Below are 16399 nucleotides of genomic sequence, written 5' to 3' on the forward strand. Positions count from 1 at the left end.
GGATAATGGCTAATGGCCACCAAGAAAGAAATAGTTGCACAAGAGATCGCCAGGGCAGTCAGCGCAGGCAAGGCTGTTGCGCTTGAAACCGTTGACTTCAACGACCCCAACCGCCCCAAAACCTGCCTGGAGGTCGATTTCCCGATTTTGCCGGTCAACCAGGTAGCGGTGATTGAAGGCAACGCGGGCAAGCCGATTTACCAGATGTCGAAGTGGTGGGCGCGGCGGCGCTCCAGCGTGTTCCGCTCGATGCTGATCGCTGCGGCGACCAAGGCGCCGGAAGATCCTTCCCACGCGGCCAAACTGGTATGGGACAACTATTACGCCAATCACCGGAAGAAGGGGGCGTTCAAGGACCTCAAGGTCGCCGACATCTTCATGGGGGGCGGCACGACGCTGGTGGAAGGTTCGCGCCTCGGGATGCAGATGGTCGGCAATGACCTGAATCCGGTGGCATGGTTCGTGGTCAAGCAAGAACTGGCCGACGTCGATCTGGAGGACGTGAAGAAGCTCCTCGACTTCATCGAGGCCGAAGTTAAGCCGCAGATCATGCCGTACTATTATTGCGACGGTCCGGAAGGTGAAAAGGGAACGTGGACACATCTGCCGACCAATAAGTCGATGCCTGCCGATTTTGACCCGCTCTCGATCCCCCACTATGAGCGCAAGGACTATAAATACGAAGGCCCGGAGGCTATCTACACCTTCTGGGACAAGCATGGGCCATGTCAGGTGACGGGCTGCGGCCATCGCACACCGATCATGACTAATCCGGTGATGGCAGTGAAGACGCTTAGCGTCAAACATTGGGAACACAGCTGCCGCGAGTGTGGTACTTACTTCCATGCCGAGGAAAACGCCGCACGGATGGCGCCCGACGTGCCGCTATATGTTGCCCCCGGCGAGACGCCGTACTCCGTGCTTGATCCAAAGAAGCGCGTAGTATGCCCGCACTGCGGCCACGTGGAGATGGTCAAGCTCGGCAAGGGCAAGAACAAGAAGGTGGAACTTAGCTTGCTGGTGCACCCGCAATGGCTGGCCGGCGAAGCGAAACAGGATGCGAGCGGCCAGCCCTACGGCGGCTCAGCGCAAGACAATGTGGCCGCGACCACGCGCTGGGACCAGGCACGCGCCGCAAAGATTCGCTTGTTGGAAGTACGCGGTGCTTTGCCGGATAAAGTGACCTGCCCAGAAACGAACGTTACGTTTTCTTCAGAAAAAGGGACAGTTCCGAAGCGCTCTAACTTTACCTGCGCGGCCTGCGGAACGGTGCAGGACGTAATGAACTCAATAAAAGCCACCAAAAAAAGTGGGCAAATGGCAGCCTATGCGGTGCAGGGCTACGTGCCCAAGAGCGATGCCGCAGATAGGTCCTACGGCGGTCGCTTCTTTACTGCCTACAATGCAGCGCATGCCCGTCAATTCGATGCCGCATTCGCAGAATGGGAGGAACGCAAGGATACCGACCTAAAGGATTACTGGCCGCGCTCTGAAGTCCCCTATGGATTTATGACGGTGATAGCCAATAGCGATATCCGTGAAAACTATGGGTTCACCCACTGGTGGACCATGTTCAATCCGCGCCAGCTACTAGTTCATGCGCTTGTCTTTAAGGCCCTAATTGAGGCGTCGCAGCAAGGGTTTAATCGAGAGGTTGTTGAGGCTATACTTGGAACATACGTTCAAGCGATACGTTATCACTGTTCGTTTGCCTTTTACCAGGCGGATTACGACAAGCTCATCCCACATTTCTCTAACAATAACTATCATCCCAAAAATACACCCGTTGAAGGGAGTTTGTTCAGCGCTGTCGGTGCTGGTGGGTTCAATGCTATCCGTAATTGGTTGGAGGATGGGCTTAGCTGGAAGGCCAATCCTTGGGAAATAGTCTCGAAAACGACTCTAGAAAGGAGCCACTCTCAGTTAGCATCCCAGATTTCCGGTAAGAGCGAAAAGGTATTCCCAGGAGATCGCACTGCAGACGCTGACGTTATTTGCGAGTCGTCAACTGATCTCACGCGCATTGCCACCGCCAGCCTCGATCTAGTGATTACTGATCCACCTTTTGGGGGTCTACTGCACTATTCAGAGCTATCGGATTTTTTCTACGTTTGGCTGCGTCTTGCGCTCAAAGACAATTATCCTGGCTACTTCCATTCCGAATATACCCCGAAGTCTCTGGAAGCGGTCGCCAACCGCGCACGCGAACCGGAGGATCCTGATGGCTTTTACCGGCGTTTGCTCACGCAATGCTGGCGCGAGGCTCATCGTGCGCTTAAGCCCAGCGGCATCCTCGCCTTCACCTTCCACCACAGCGAGGACGAGCCATGGGTCGCGGTGCTGGAGTCCCTGTTCGAGGCGGGCTATTACCTCGAAGCAACCTATCCGATCCGATCCGACGAAACCAAGGGCGATGGCGAGTTTGGGTCAAAAACAATTGAGTACGACATCATCCACGTCTGCCGCAAACGCACGGAGGAGCCCAAACCAGTAAGCTGGGGCCGTATGCGGCGTGAGGTGATGGGCGATGTGCGCCAGTTGCAGGCCATGCTGGAAAACCACGCCAAAGAGGGTTTGCCTGCTGCAGATCTTCAAGTCATTCGGCGCGGCAAGGCACTAGAATATTTCTCGCGCCATTACGGCAAGGTCTATGTCGATGAAGAGCGTACAATAGGGGTCAGGGAGGCCCTGGTCGGCATCAATCAGCTAATCGACGAGGACGCCGATAAGGGCAAGGAACCGTCGCCAGTCAACGCGGAGCCGATTACGCGCCAGTTCCTCCGTACATTCGGGAGCGCGGTCGCTCTCCAGCGCGATCAGCTGCAGAAGTTCCTGAAGGGATCGATCACCACGCCAGACGAGTTTGTGCAGCGCGGCTGGTGCGCAGAGAAGAACAGGATTTTCACCCGAGCCGATCCGCTGGAGTTCGCGCGAGAATGGTCGGGCAAGCACCGCCGCCGCCTGACCTCCGATATGGATCAGGCGCTGGTGCTCATCGGCGCGTGCTTCGACAACAGCGGAATCAACGCCTCAGACACGCTGAGGAATGAAAATTTCAAGCCGCACGTCGCGTTGCGACCGCTTCTGGAATGGCTTCACCGGAATGGCCCCGACCAGGCCACCCGCAACGCAGCCTCACGGGCAGTGTCGATCTACAAGACCTGGCAATCCAGTCAAGCACCTCAACCTATTCAGGCGTCTCTGTTCGGTGACGACGAGGATTATGCGCAATGAGGCAAGTGCTGGACACGGTATGGCAGCGGCGCGGCGCTAGTTGGGTGTGGGACGAGGAAGCCCGCAACCAGATTTGCGCGGCCGAGGAGGTCTGGAGCCTGCGGCAATTTCTGCGAGCGGTTGGCAACTGGCCGGTCGATTTGCCGAGCAATGGAGGCAAGACGCTGGTGGTTGCGGGGCTGGATGGCAGCCTCGACTTGCTTACGCCTGCGGATGCCGAAGCATGGCTGGGCGATGCAATTAAACCGGCGATCCTTTCCTTTCAGGACGAGTTCGAAGGTGACGCCGCACTGGCCTTCTGGTTGCCTGGCGGCCACAACCGCATCAGAGCGCAGGCAGCCACCGATGAGGTGAGCTGGTTGTGCCATGCGCCTCATGGCCATCATATCGACTTCGGCCGCGTCCTGTGGGGACAGGCAAACGAATATCCGCAGGAGATATTACTTCGCGATGGCGGAAAGCCGGCAGGTTTGTTCCATCTGCGGATAACGTGAGGTGGTGGCGTGACGGCAGAGGTTTATTTCCAGCCTGGTGAGCGGATCACTCATCACGAGCATGGTCAGGGCGTCGTTCTTGAACAGGCTCATGATGGCTATCTGCGGGCCTTCTTCAGTGTCGGCGAACGCCGTGTCCCGATCGCTTCACTGCGGCATGAACTAACGCGCACCGAACGCATCCTGCGGGCGGTGGAGGGCAGCACGGAGCGCGGTCGCAAGGCGTGGCTATCTTACGAAGCGCACGCACTTCCTGTGATGGAAAGCGCCTCAGCTCTCACCTCAGCCAAGATCGACCTCCTACCGCACCAGGTTGTCCTCACTCACCGCATCGCCACGGCCTCACCTCGGCGTTATCTAATCGCCGACGAGGTGGGGTTGGGTAAAACCATCGAAACCGCACTGATCCTACGCGAGCTTGCCAGTCGGGGCGAATTAAACCGCGCTTTGATGGTCGTGCCCGCCGGCCTCATAAATAACTGGCACCGTGAACTGAACGAGGTGTTCAATCTCGATTTCGAGGTGTTCGGCTCCGAGGGCGATATAACTGATCGCAAGACCAACGCTTTTGCAAAGCACGATAGGCTAATTGCCAGCATTGACACATTGAAGCGACCGGCGCGCATCAAGCGGCTACTAGATGCGCCGCGATGGGATTTGGTGGTGTTCGACGAAGCGCACCACCTGACTGCCTACCGTACTGGGGGCAAGGTTCGGAAGACGGAGAATTATAAGCTGGCGGAGGCGTTGAAGGATCATTCGCGCGATCTGCTTCTGCTCTCGGCCACACCGCACCAAGGCAACCATTTCCAGTTCTGGATGCTGGCGCAGTTGCTGAATCCGACGTTGTTCCGCAGCCCCGAAGAGATGGTGGACAACCGCCACCGGCTCAACACAGTGATGTTCCGTCGTACCAAAGCCGACGCTTGCCAACCGGACGGCTCACCATTGTTCGCTCGGCGTTGGGTCCATACTGAATCCTTCATCATGGCGCAGGAAGAGCGCCTATTTTACGAAAAGCTGCGCGAGTACCTAGAGGACGGATTCGATCTCGCGCGCCGTCAGGGCAACCAGGGGCGGGCACTTGGGTTTCTGATGGCGATCTTCCAGAAGATCGCCGCGTCAAGCTTTGCGGCCGTGCGCCGCACGCTAAAGCGCCGCTTGTTGATGCTTACGCTGCATGAGGCGTTGCTGCGTGACAAGGAATTGGACATCGAAGGCCGGGAGCGGCTGACAGAGGAGGCGCGGGAACTGATCCACCAGGAATTCAATTTGCCGCGCGACAGCATTGGGCGCAGCGAGGTGGATCGCGTGCTGGCCGATTTGAAATATAGGCTGGTCAAGAAGCTGGACGAGGAGGCTTTGGAGATGGCTTCTGATCCCTATGACAGCGAATATTTAGCCTCGCACGCAGAAGAGGCCGCTTCCGCGGTTGTCAATCTGCACCTGCCAGAAGAGCGTCTGCGTATTGGCGATCTTCTGGGCGTGTTTCCGTCTCAGCGTGAAACTAAAATGCAGAAGCTGCTCGATGGCTTAGGGACGCTTTGGCGACAGAACCAGAACGAGAAGATCGTGATCTTCGCCACCTATCTTGGTACGGTGGACATGATCTCCCGCGAAATCGAGCGGACCTTCCCCGGTCAGGGCGTTGTGGTGCTACGCGGAGGAGATCATGGGGCCAAAGCGGCGGCGGAACGTCGTTTCCGCCAAAAGGATGGACCTCGCGTGCTAGTCTGCACAGCAGCAGGCCGTGAAGGTATCAACCTACAATTCGCGCGTATCCTGTTTAACTTCGACTTGCCGTGGAACCCCATGGACATGGAACAGCGCATCGGGCGCATCCACCGGTATGGACAGAGTCACACGGCACAGGTTTATAATCTCGTTCTGTCTGACACAATTGAGGGGCGCATCTTCCTGCTGCTGGACGAGAAGCTGACCGAAATCGCCCGGACAGTGGGCAAGGTCGACGAGCAGGGCAACGTTGCTGAGGATTTGCGGGCACAGATTCTTGGGCAATTATCTGAGCGGTTGAACTACGATCGCCTGTATCAAGAGGCACTCTCTGATCCAGAATTGAAACGAACCGAAGTCGAACTAGAAGCCGCACTCTCCAATTCTCGTGAAGCAAGGCAAGTTGTCTTCGATCTTTTTCAGGACCTCGACGGTTTCAGCTTGGATGACTACAAGCCCTTCTCGGATGTCTCTTCCAGTCTGGATAGGCTATTGCGTTTCTTCGCTGAAGCAGTCGCCGACCGCCAACAGAAGCTTTTGAAAGTAGATAATAGTACATACGATCTCGTCACCTCTGAGGGCACCCGCCGCGCCCGTTTCACCCTGAATCGTGAGGCCGCAACAAATCGGGATGATTTGCAACTTATGGGGATGGACCATCCGTTAGTGCAGGCGGAGTTGGGGCGTTGGCGTAATGTACCACCGGAAGAAATCGGCATTGCCGTATCGGGCGATGTCGAAGGGCCAGTGCTGCTATCGCTGTGGATAGTTGAGACGTCCGCTGGAAATGGTGAACGCCGCGTGGTCGTGCAGCCAATTGCCGTTAACTCAGACGGAACGCGATTGCCTGCGATCGAACGCCTTTGCGATAAATATCTTCATGCTCCCGCAGCTTCGCCCATCTTCCAACCGGAGCAGCGTGCGGATTTGTTCAGCCGAGCCGTAGAACCATCCCTTCAGCGGGAACTAAAGCACAAAGGGGCAGCGAACGGCGACGGCAGTTATTCATCCGAACTGATCGGATATGTTGAAATAACTCCCAGCCTCTAGAGAGGAGAGCTTTTGCATCGGCAAGTCTAGCTTTCCGGCACTGGCACGATAACGGCACACTTCTGCTCTTTGCCGGACTTGGCCGCGACCGCTTTGCAATCGGCAATCGCTGGCGCGTTTCCGCGCACGAGCTGATGAGCCTCGACGAACGCATTCCATGTATGCGGATCGGCGGATTTCATGAGGGCCATGCCCGCATCCCAGCGATCGGCGTTCATGCTGGTCGCGGCAATCGTCATGCCGATGGTCGCAGGCATCACCCAAGGCAAGATGAGAATGGCGACCATGCCGAGCACCACGCCAATCCCGCCTGCCACCAGCACGGATCTGTCCTGCTGGCGCCGGCCACGTGCGCTCTCCACATGGCCGGTCAGCTGACGGGTGATGCGCTCCAGATCGCCGGAGCTGCGGTCAAGCCGATCGACGGCGTTCCGCACCAGGCTCTCGCCGCTGCGCTCGATCGTCCGCGCATAGTGGTCGGCGCCATGTTTGAGCAGAGGGGATGTCTCGATACTTTCAAGCCGCTCCTCAACCTCCGAGAACGCCTGAACGATTTTGCCAACCTCCTGCGAGGGATCAAGCTCCATGACGGCATCCCGGAGCTGTTCCAGCGCAAGAACCAGGTCCTGACGAAGCTCCACCAGGTCTGCGGAGTGTCCCTCGCCACAGGCTTCAACGGCCTCGCGTAATGCATGGAAGGCTGCGGCCGGATCGCCAGCATCATTCTCGTGCGCCACGAGATCGTGTTCAGTCCCGCCCTTGTCTTCGCCCAGATCGTTCCGCTGTTCGTCACTCATATTGCCTGCCTGTCATTTACATGCCTAATCCGAGCGAAGGGCCGCGCTCGATCTTCTGTCCAAGCTCTTTGGACAGGTCCTGTTGCCGGCGAACATCCAGCTCCTTGCTGTGATTGGTGCGAAGGGCCTCTTTCATCGCCGGGTCCTTGTCGAGTTTCTGCACCAGATCACGCATCTGCCCCTCAGCTTCTTTGCGGGCCGCGATCTCGGACGGCATCCAGCCGCCGTTGTTTTCGCGGGTTTGCGACAGCCCCTGCCATTCCTTGACGAAGCGTCCGGCGCGAACATTCGGATCCTGCTGCTGGAGCTTTTCCCGCTCCATTCCCTCCATAAGCGCCGACGTACGCTCCCCACCTGAACGCTCTGTCATAGCGCGGACGGTGTGAGGATCATGCTTAAGAGCGGAAGACAGGATCTCGCTCGAGCCCGCCTCGAGGCGGTCGAGTTTATCACCGGCATTCTGCAGCGCCTGCCTCTGGCTATCGAGAACCGGAAGCTTTTCCTGCTCCTGACGCTGGATCGAGCCATAGGCCCGCGCATACTGATCGACGGCCTGCTTCATCTCGGCCTGGTTGTCGGGAGCCTTCGGGGTCTGCTCCTCTCGCTCTGGATAAAGCCGTAAGCTCGCCTTTTCCGGCTTCTGTTCGCGTGAGGAAGGATCACGCGAAGCCTTCAGCTTCAACCCGTCGAACATGCTGCGTTGCGGGCCGCGCTGCGTCTCGACCTTCTCCGTCCCCTTTTCGGCGTTCTGCTGCGTTTTTTCGTCAGCCATCGCGACATGCCCCTGCGTCGGTTTGATGCCAGAGCCGCCGCGTGACAACTTCAGGCCGTCGAACATGCTGCGCCGGGGACTGGCCTGCGGGGAAGACACGCCAGGATCGGCAGCAGGATCCTTGCCACGATCGACATGGAAATCCTGGCCGCGATGAGCGCCGGCTTTTTGTGGAACGTGGTCTGGACCGGTCGTTTGGCGAACGCTTTTCTCGGCAGATGACAGATCAATCTCGCTTTTGACCCCAAACCCTGCCGCCATCCCGCGCCGCTCGGCAAAGTCGCGCGTGTAATCCAGCGTGCTTTCCTTCACGCCGGAACGCGACAGGCGGCTTTCGAGTTGAGCATAGGCCAGTTCGCCCGCATCCTGAACATTCCAGCTGTTGCGTTCGACCATTTGCCCGTCCGGAAGCCGGACCGGCTCAGCGCCCGTATGCTGAAGGCCGATCCTCGCCCCGATTTCCGGCGCGGCGTCTTTCATGGCTCGCCCAAGATCGACGCCCCATGTCGTCTGCCGCTCGCCTTTAGCGTTTTCCAGCGTCACGAAATAGCTCTGGCTGTTACCTTCCCGGTGCTCGAAGGGCGCTGCGCCGTGCTCCACCAGCTTGCCCGCCTTCCTGTCCGTGAACTCGTCAGTGCCGGCATAGAGCTGCGCCCCATCGCGATGCCGGGTCATGGCGACATAGGTCAGATGCCGGTCCATCGTGCCGGACGCCAGCACAAAGGCACGATCCACCGTCGCCCCCTGATTTTTATGGATCGTCGTCGCATAGCCGTGGTCAATAGCTTGGTAACTATTCATCGGCACATTGACGATATCAGGCCCCTCCGCCGATCTCCCGTCGAGTTGAACTTGTATCGCGTCCCGCTCGACGGCGAGCACGCTTCCAAGCATGCCGTTTTTCACACCAAGATCGCGATCATTCTCAAGGAACACGATCCGGTCGCCCTCGGCAAAGTCCCGGTTGCCGTCATTGGTCTGATAGGTGAGTGCCCGAGTCCGATCCTGCTCCCGGCCATCACCAGGTCCGCCGGCCGGCTCGACCTGCGCCAGCTCGCCCCGCTCCTGAAGCGCAGCACGGATCCCGTCATTGATCGCCCGGACATCGACACGACGATGCGCCATGGCAACGCGCGTGCCGTCAGGGCGCTCGTCACGATCGGCCAGATAATCACGCACGATCTCGTTGCGCGCCTCCTCGCCGGTGGCAGCAAGGTGAATATCGCCATGGTCCCGGTATGCAGCCAGGCCTTCAGCCGTCTTGTGGGTTGCAAAGGAAACCGACGCCTCACGCTGCCAGTCTTCACGCTGGCGGCGAATGTCGGAAAGTTCGGCATGGCCGATCTGTTCGGCAATGGCGCGGAAGGGCGCGCCGGCCCCGATCGCCTGCAGCTGCTCATGGTCTCCGACAAGAACGATCTTCGCCCCGCGCTGCTCGGCCTCATGGATGAATCCGGCGAGCTGACGGCTTCCCACCATGCCCGCCTCATCGATGACAAACACATCGCAGCGACCGAGTGTATTTCTGTCGTTCTCCCAACTTCGTGACCATGACGCCAGCGTCCGGCTCTCGATGCCGGAGCTTTCCTCCAACCCCTCGGCCGCCTTTCCGGAGAGCGCCGCGCCATGCACCTGATACCCCTGCGTCTCCCACGCCTCGCGCGCGGCCGCAAGCATGGTGGATTTGCCCGCACCCGCGAACCCGACCACAGCCGATATCCGTTCCGGCCCGGTAATATGCTCGATCGCAGACCGTTGCTCGTCGGAAAGCCCCGCCATAGCGTCGCCCGAGCTGCGCCGGATTGCATCGTCCTGCCGCTCCATGGCGCGATCGACATGCCCCCGATCGACACCATGACTTCGCACCTCGGCCAACCGCTCCGCCGACAGCGCCATGCCGCGTTCGAGGTCGACCAATTCGCGGGTGGAGTACTTCGCGGGCAAAACTTCGCCGGTCTGTTCATCAAGACGCTCCGGCCGTAACTCGGCCAGCGCAGGCGAAGCCATCACCGACGCAAACGCATTCTGATACGCCTGCACATCGTCATTGATATAGCGATGGAGCGCCTTCGCAATGTCATGCCGGTCGAACACGCTTTTCTCATTGCTGATCAGCGTCAGAACCTGCTCCGGCTTTTCCCGGATCAGGTCAGCGTTACGTTGCGCCGCTTCAGCATCCATACGCGCTCGATCAACCGCACCACCACGCCGCTGAATGTTTGTCGCCCGCACACCTACATGCTCGGTCGGCTCGATCTCAAGCCCGCGCTCCGAGTGCGAACGATGATCGATGCGAATATCATGCCCCTCAAGCGCCAGCCGCTCATTCGCCAATCCCTCCCAGGACTGCCTGATATCGACAAGCTGCATCTGCGTTGATGGCAAGCCCTTCGGCAAAAGCTCCTTGTTCGCAAGTTCCAGATAGGTCTTCTGTCCAAGACCCTCCTCCCCGACCTGCCGCGTCGTCATCAACACATGTGCATGATGATTGCGAACGTCGCCTTGCGGATGCGGGGCGTGGATCGCAAAATCCACCGCTGCGCCATATCGGTTCGCCAGATCCTGAGAGAACTCCCGTGTCAGCGCCAAGCGCCCTTCCTCGGAAAGTTCATGTGGAAGCGCGATGACTAATTCCCGCGCCACCCGTGCATCGCTGCGTTTCTCGGCACGCTCGGCGGCATTCCACAGGACCGACCGGTCATTCGCCCATTCGGCATTGACACCTTCAGGCAACACGATCTCGGAATGCTCGACGCCCTGCCGGTTCTCATATTTGTGAACAAGGCCATCGCGTTCATTGGTCAGGGTCTCGGCGGCACGATAGGCGGACGCGGCAACAGCACTACGGCCGGAACCACGAGAGACAATAGACATTTGGCAATAGAAGATCGCCAAAGACCGTTTCTCCCTTTCCCTCGCGAAACATCACAGTATCGCCGCATGGGTTGCATCGCAACCCGTATATGCGCCCTTATGAACTTATCCGCTACGCTACTCCGTTCAACAGTGTCGCGCAAGACGCACCGTAAACGCCAATAATGATGACTGGATATTCAGGAAAAATTTCGACAGAAGGTTGAACAACCGGCAACCACAAGTAAGATGAAGCCTCGTGACAACGATCAGAGGGAGATAGATCGTGACAGACGAACGCGATGAACTACACAGCGCAGCGGCGGCGCTCAATGGCGGACTGACGATCAAACGGACTAAACCGAATGCCTCGAACGGCGAGGAGGCAAAAACTCTACCGGAGGATATGACGGAAGCTCCTGAGCGTCACGAGCGGTCCCTAACCAAGACCGAAACGTAATCATCGGGAGAAATGATCATGGCGACGGAAACCACCGCCACTCTGGCTCTCCTGATTGATGGCGACAACGCATCTCCAAAAATCGTCACAGGCTTGCTGGCCGAGATCGCGAACTATGGTGTTGCCAGCGTCAAGCGCATCTACGGCGATTGGACAGGCCCAAATCTCAAAGGCTGGAAAGAATGCCTGCTGGAACACTCCATTCAGCCGGTCCAGCAGTTCGCCTATACAACGGGTAAGAACGCCACCGATGGCGCGATGATTATCGACGCCATGGACCTGCTTTACACAGGTCGCTTCTCAGGCTTCTGCATCGTCTCAAGCGACAGTGATTTCGCCAGACTGGCAGCGAGGCTGCGCGAACAGGGCGTGACGGTCTATGGCTTCGGGGAACGAAAGACGCCGCGCCCCTTCATTACGGCCTGCGACAAGTTCGTTTATTTCGACGTGCTGAACAATACATCGGCCACGGATACCGACGTGGCCGGCGTCGTGGAACCCAACGCCCGAAAGCAGGCCGCCGCCGCTGAAGTCGCACCGCCGGTCGCCAAGCCGGCCGAGAAAAAACCAGCGCTCGATCGTGCCGCTCTCGATATGTTGAGGAAAGCGGTGATCGCCACTGCCGAAGAGGATGGACGCGCGCACCTGGGCAGGGTCGGTGGGCATCTGGCTAAACAAGCTCCGGATTTCGACGCCCGCAATTACGGTTTCGCTCGACTGAGCGACCTCGCCGAAGCATCCGGCATTCTCGATGTTGGGCGCGATGCAGACCATCCGAAAGTCGTCATGGTCAAGCTCAAGGCCACTCACCCCGGCAAGAAGAAGGGATCAGGCGGCGATGAATGACAATCATCCGTCGGCAGATCTCTGCGAGAGCACGATGACGGGAGACGGTAAAAAACTCAGTGTCATTTGCGATCAGCAAGCCAATCCTGATTTCGTTGAAATGGCGGCAAAGCTCATCCGCACCAATCCGGATAGCGCCTATGTCGAAATCCAGGATCTCGATGGCCGAACCATCCTCGCCTATCGCGGCGAGCATCCCGGCGGAAAGAAGTTCACACTCAACCAATCCGGAGAAACATGAAGGGGCGTTTCGCCTTACCCTTCGAACACCACGGAATTCAGCAGGAGACCTCATGGCACGCAAATCGATCGAACAGCGTCTGGCAGAACTGGACGCGCAGCGCTCTGCGCTGAAGGCGAGACTCGGAAAACAGGAGCGCGCCAACGACACCAGGCGCAAGGTGCTGCTCGGCGCGCTCGTCCTCCATCGCCTCGAGACCACGAACGATCCCGAGTTCACAAAACGCCTCAGGGACTGGTTGCGCCGCGAGCTTCCCGACTTCCTCACACGCGACAATGACAAGGCCCTGTTCGACGATCTGCTGAAGCCAGCAGCAACGGAGGGCAGCAACAATGCACACTGATATCTTCCAGCTCGATCAGGACTTTCTCGCAGGGCAGCCGGGACGCTGCATCCTTACGCATCGCTGACCGGAGGAAGATGATATGATCTATGCGAAAGCGGCATGGTCCGCGTTCCGGAACATGCTACGCGCCGCCGCACGCAATCCTCTCTGGGCAGTTGTCTCCATCATTCTCGGGCCCTTCCGCGCCTTCAGGGCGCTCGCCCAGACGGCCCTTCTCCTCGCTATCGTCGTATTTGTCGTCGGCATAGGCGGCCAGGCCCTGCTTCGGGAGATCGGCTATGGCGTTGGCTCTGTACCTGTCGCGGCATGGTGGCTGGTGACGCTGCTCATCCTGCTGGCCGTCGCCTTCGTGTCGCTCAGCGCCCCGATCATCCTGCATTTCGGGGACGAGGCCGGCGCCACCCATGGTTCGGCCCGTTTCGCCACTAACAAGGAAATGGCGCCCCTCGCCCGCGCAGACACGGGCCTTCTTATCGGCCGCGATCCGAGGTCGAAAAAACTCATGCGCTATGATGGTCCCGCTCATCTGCTCACCATGGCCCCGACGCGCACCGGCAAAGGTGTGGGCACCATCATCCCGAACCTGCTCACCGCTGACCGATCTGTCATCTGCATCGACCCAAAAGGCGAGAATGCCAGGATCGCCGGCCGCGCCCGGGAAGCCTTCGGCCCGGTTCATATTCTTGATCCCTTTGGCGTCACCGGCAAACCGTCCGCCGCCTTCAATCCTCTCGATCAGCTCGACGTGACCGGCCTCGATGTCGCGGAAGACGCAAGCACCCTTGCCGACGCCCTGGTCTTCGATGAACCCGGCATGGGCGGCGAAGCCCACTGGAACGAGGAAGCCAAGGCCCTGATATCAGGACTGCTGCTCAAGATCGCCGCGGTCGAATCTCCGGGCCGCCGTCATCTCGGCACTCTGCGCGAATATCTCACCGTCGCTCCTGACAGTTTCGCCGCCCTGCTGAAGCGTATGCAGGAGACCAACGCGGCTGGCGGCCTGATTGCCCGCGCCGCAAATCGTCATCTCGGCAAATCCGATCGCGAGGCCGCCGGCGTGCTGTCGGCCGCCCAGCGCCATACCCATTTTCTCGACTCGCCACGCATGACGACTGTGCTCGGACGATCGGATTTCCGCTTTTCCGATCTCAAGCGCCGCAATGCGACCGTGTTCCTCGTGTTGCCACCGGACCGGCTCTCCACCTATTCGCGCTGGCTGCGTCTGCTCGTCACCCAGAGCCTCCTCGAAATGGCTCGCGATCCGCAAAAGCCGGAAACACCCGTTCTCTATCTGCTGGATGAGTTCGCAGCGCTGGGCCACCTCGCCCCCGTCGAACGCGCCATGGGCCTTATGGCCGGCTACGGCGTCCAGCTTTGGCCTATCCTCCAGGACATTCACCAGCTGCGCGCCACATATGGACGCAAGGCAGGAACATTCCTCTCGAACGCCGGCGTTCTTCAGATATTCGGCGTCAACGATCACGAGAGCGCGAAGCTGATCTCCGATCTGCTCGGGCAGGAAACTGTCATATTCCAGACCATGAGTTACGCCCTCGATGCGCAAGAAAGCGGCCAGACCGGTATGACGCTTGGCGACCAGCATATCGCCCGCGCCCTGATGACCCCGGACGAGGTTCGTAATCTGCCGTCAAATCTCGAACTGCTGTTCCTCGCCGGCCAACGGCCAATCGTCGCCGGAAAGCTCGCCTATCATGTAGATCCGGAGTTCACAGGAGCGTTCGACCCAGCATGAGTGAAGAAGAATTTGGCGAAGAAGCAATTCAAGAAGCCAGAGCCATGTTCAAAACGCTGGAATGGACTTTTGGCATGATAGAGCAAAGTGATCCGGCCCGGCTTCAGCATATTGCCAATGCCTACAGCGAAGCGCAGGAGCTAATCACCACCATCCCTAAAGACAACGGCAATCCACGCCCCCGTATCACTGCGTGCTTCGCACGCTCTGATGCCTATCGAGCAGTAGATGATAGTGCATGTGTCGGCTGGGTGCTGTCTGCCCTTCAGGAAAGGGTAAATGAGCAGAATTTGCCGGATTGGCGAAAGTTTCGGAAAGTCGTGAAAATGGCGGTCAAAATGCTCTCTGCATCAAAGCCGACAGTACATTGAAGACCAAGAATAAGGTCCCGGCGTTTCAGCGCCGGGGCATTGTCATGAAAAGCCCTCCGGCTCTCTACCGCCCAATTTTGATAAGAGCGTTCACCTCCGGGCTTGGTGCGGCTACCGCCGCACAATCAGGCAATAGCCTGTAAGCCCTTGTTCCGGACAACCGTCAACAAGCGGAGCGCCGGGCCGCTCGGCCTCTTAACACCACGCTCCCAATCCGAAACCAACCCCTTGCTGACGTTGAGATAGCGGGCAAAAACGGGCTGCGAAATGCTTTCACGCTCACGGATAGTGCGAATTTCTTCAGGAGTCAGGGGCTCCACGGTTGTCAGGCAGCCTTCATCAAATTCGCGCATCGTCTTTTTGTCGATCGCTCCAGACTCGTAGAAACCTTCCATCATCTCATGGACGGCTGCCAATGCCTCACTTTTGTAGGTCTTACTCATCGCATTTCACCTCTAACATACGCCCCGCAGCGATTTCCGCGTCCATCTGTTCATCTGTAAATCCTAGAACCAGCTTCGCGGCCTTTTTCAGATAAGCCTCATCGGCATCATCAAGATTGGCCATGTCGCTCTTGGCAAAGCCAAATGCAAAAACAGCCCTCTGCTGCGTTCGGAAGAAAACCAACGTCCGGAATCCACCAGACTTTCCCGCACCAGGCCGGGCAAGCCTCTGCTTGATGAGACCGGACCCCAGATCGGCATCGATCTGACCGCGTTCGGCGCGCGCAACAGCCTCACAAAGCATGGCGTCGGAGATTTTCTCCTTTCGAGCAAATTTCTGAAACCAGCCGTTTTTGAAAACTCTCACGCCGTTTCCTTACCCACAAATATATAACGCTGAGCGTTACCCTTCAAGAGCTTCATTCCGCCTCTCTTTTGAGAGCTTCAACTGCTCGCTCAATGGTTTCTGCCAGCGTGATCTCGTGCTGATCCGCATAGTTGTAAATCGCTTCGATAGTTTCTGCGCGAAGGCGAGTCGCGAATTGCTCTGTACGTCCCGTTTTCCGACGCGTTCTGCGCATGGTCCGAATGGAAGGGGCAGCTTCAGAACTGGAAGCCTTGGGTGTTTCTCTAAACCCCGCGGCTCTGGTCGCGGCCTTAACGGCATTGTTATCGACTGGCGGCGCTGGCGTGTTGTCCAGATCCCCGAAATCGAGGGTCGCGCGCTTCTTATCGTCAGTGCTCATGCTCCCTCTCCTCTCAAAGCGTTGATAACAGCCTGGGCAAAATCACGGCTATTTTCCTTGGCACTCTGCAATCCCGAAACGTCGGACGCTTCCAAATCGTGAAGTATTCCACCGAGAGAAAACAGTGCACGGTAAGCGGCGCGATCGACCAGAGTTGCAGGCAAGACCGGTATTGCCGCGTCGGAAAACTGTCGATCGATGTCGCGAGCGGTCCGCTCGCGAATAGCTGGCGGGACGCGTGTAAAGAACACCCTGTAAG

Annotated in this window: 14 protein-coding genes and 1 pseudogene; 9 read left to right on the forward strand and 6 right to left on the reverse strand. The window is 58.3% G+C overall.

Features of this window, described 5'->3' with window-relative positions; all coding sequences use genetic code 11:
* The first annotated feature begins 12 nt into the window (after positions 1-12).
* From PH605_RS23900 to PH605_RS23910, 3 genes are read left to right on the forward strand one after another with little or no spacing between them, the layout of a single operon-like run.
* Positions 13-3234 carry a DUF1156 domain-containing protein gene (locus PH605_RS23900; RefSeq protein WP_142846513.1) on the forward strand — a complete coding sequence of 1074 codons (3222 nt, stop codon included), beginning with the start codon at positions 13-15 and terminating at the stop codon, positions 3232-3234.
* Positions 3231-3728 (forward strand): hypothetical protein, encoded by a 498-nt coding sequence (locus PH605_RS23905; RefSeq protein WP_142846512.1) that lies wholly within the window; start codon positions 3231-3233, stop codon positions 3726-3728. Before PH605_RS23900 ends, PH605_RS23905 begins: the two co-directional genes overlap by 4 nt.
* Positions 3729-3737: 9 nt before the next feature.
* Positions 3738-6512 (forward strand): DEAD/DEAH box helicase, encoded by a 2775-nt coding sequence (locus tag PH605_RS23910; protein ID WP_142846511.1) that lies wholly within the window; start codon positions 3738-3740, stop codon positions 6510-6512.
* A gap of 26 nt (positions 6513-6538) precedes the next feature.
* On the opposite strand, the gene PH605_RS23915 is transcribed toward PH605_RS23910, so the two are convergent.
* Complete coding sequence (locus PH605_RS23915) at positions 6539-7309, reverse strand: DUF6118 family protein (RefSeq protein ID WP_142846510.1); 771 nt, start codon at positions 7307-7309, stop codon at positions 6539-6541.
* Between the two features lie 16 nt (positions 7310-7325).
* Positions 7326-10976 carry a Ti-type conjugative transfer relaxase TraA gene (gene traA / locus PH605_RS23920; protein WP_142846509.1) on the reverse strand — a complete coding sequence of 1217 codons (3651 nt, stop codon included), beginning with the start codon at positions 10974-10976 and terminating at the stop codon, positions 7326-7328.
* 244 nt (positions 10977-11220) lie between these two features.
* On the opposite strand from traA, the gene PH605_RS23925 reads away from it, so the two are divergent.
* The 6 genes from PH605_RS23925 (at position 11221) to PH605_RS23950 (ending at position 14951) form a co-directional block, all read left to right on the forward strand.
* A complete protein-coding gene (locus tag PH605_RS23925; RefSeq protein WP_161988015.1) occupies positions 11221-11394 on the forward strand; it encodes a hypothetical protein in 174 nt (57 codons plus the stop codon).
* A gap of 18 nt (positions 11395-11412) precedes the next feature.
* Positions 11413-12240, forward strand: a complete 828-nt coding sequence (locus tag PH605_RS23930) for an NYN domain-containing protein (RefSeq protein ID WP_142846508.1) — start codon at positions 11413-11415, stop codon at positions 12238-12240.
* Positions 12233-12481 carry a hypothetical protein gene (locus PH605_RS23935; protein ID WP_142846507.1) on the forward strand — a complete coding sequence of 83 codons (249 nt, stop codon included), beginning with the start codon at positions 12233-12235 and terminating at the stop codon, positions 12479-12481. Before PH605_RS23930 ends, PH605_RS23935 begins: the two co-directional genes overlap by 8 nt.
* A gap of 52 nt (positions 12482-12533) precedes the next feature.
* Entirely contained in the window at positions 12534-12824 is a 291-nt protein-coding gene (locus PH605_RS23940) for a mobilization protein (RefSeq protein ID WP_142846506.1), read from the forward strand.
* An 82-nt stretch (positions 12825-12906) separates the two neighbouring features.
* Positions 12907-14580, forward strand: coding sequence for a type IV secretory system conjugative DNA transfer family protein (locus tag PH605_RS23945; RefSeq protein WP_142846505.1), 1674 nt, complete (start codon positions 12907-12909; stop codon positions 14578-14580).
* Positions 14577-14951, forward strand: coding sequence for a hypothetical protein (locus PH605_RS23950; protein ID WP_237680970.1), 375 nt, complete (start codon positions 14577-14579; stop codon positions 14949-14951). The genes PH605_RS23945 and PH605_RS23950 overlap by 4 nt, the downstream gene beginning before the upstream one ends.
* Before the next feature lie 125 nt (positions 14952-15076).
* Here PH605_RS23950 and PH605_RS23955 read toward each other — a convergent pair whose 3' ends face one another.
* The 4 genes and pseudogenes from PH605_RS23955 to PH605_RS23970 all read right to left on the reverse strand — a co-directional run.
* Positions 15077-15394 carry a helix-turn-helix domain-containing protein gene (locus tag PH605_RS23955; RefSeq protein WP_142846504.1) on the reverse strand — a complete coding sequence of 106 codons (318 nt, stop codon included), beginning with the start codon at positions 15392-15394 and terminating at the stop codon, positions 15077-15079.
* Positions 15387-15761, reverse strand: a complete 375-nt coding sequence (locus tag PH605_RS23960; protein ID WP_097143448.1) for a type II toxin-antitoxin system RelE/ParE family toxin — start codon at positions 15759-15761, stop codon at positions 15387-15389. The genes PH605_RS23955 and PH605_RS23960 overlap by 8 nt, the downstream gene beginning before the upstream one ends.
* A 52-nt stretch (positions 15762-15813) precedes the next feature.
* A complete protein-coding gene (locus PH605_RS23965) occupies positions 15814-16140 on the reverse strand; it encodes a stability/partitioning determinant (RefSeq protein WP_142846524.1) in 327 nt (108 codons plus the stop codon).
* Positions 16137-16399 (reverse strand): annotated as a pseudogene (locus PH605_RS23970) (ParA family protein); the annotation flags it as partial. The pseudogene PH605_RS23970 and the gene PH605_RS23965, both read right to left, overlap by 4 nt.

The organism is Agrobacterium sp. CFBP 3001 (assembly GCF_027871605.1).
GTDB classification, from domain to species: Bacteria; Pseudomonadota; Alphaproteobacteria; order Rhizobiales; family Rhizobiaceae; genus Agrobacterium; species Agrobacterium leguminum.